Genomic DNA, 405 nt, shown 5'->3' with positions numbered 1-405 from the left:
AAGAGCTTGAGCACCACATCCGCCAGGCCTTCGTCCTGTCCGACCCCCTGGCCGACATCGCCCCGCCCATCATCGCCATGACGCACGCCCGCAAGGTCAAGGCGATGATGAAAGAGGCCTTCGGCGACGTGCAGATGGAGGACATGCTGCTGCCCTTCTTCGCCGTATAGACCAATCTTACCTCGGGCAAGCTGGAGGTTCATCGTGAAGGGATGCTGCGCCACGCTCTGCGCGCCTCCATCTCCATCCCCGGCGTCATGCCGCCCGTGGTGATGAACGGCCAGGTGCTGGTCGACGGAGCCGTGCTGCGAAACTTCCCCAGCGATTTGATGCGACGGCTGAACAGCGGGCCCGTCGTCGGCGTCGACGTGTCCATGACGCGCGGCGTCGATCCCGAGACGCTGG

General features: G+C 64.7%; 1 protein-coding gene. It reads left to right on the top strand.

Annotation, left to right across the window (positions count from 1 at the left end):
* Window positions 1-212: 212 nt before the first annotated feature.
* The coding region (locus RRF55_RS27280; protein WP_439419209.1) for a patatin-like phospholipase family protein at window positions 213-405 on the top strand (193 nt) is incomplete at its 3' end.

The sequence above is a fragment of the Klebsiella sp. K47 genome (genome assembly GCF_051858335.1).
Classification (GTDB): Bacteria; Pseudomonadota; Gammaproteobacteria; order Enterobacterales; family Enterobacteriaceae; genus Klebsiella; species Klebsiella pneumoniae.
The sequence above is the reverse complement of the archived record's forward strand: the minus strand, read 5'-3'. Positions and strand labels throughout refer to the sequence as shown.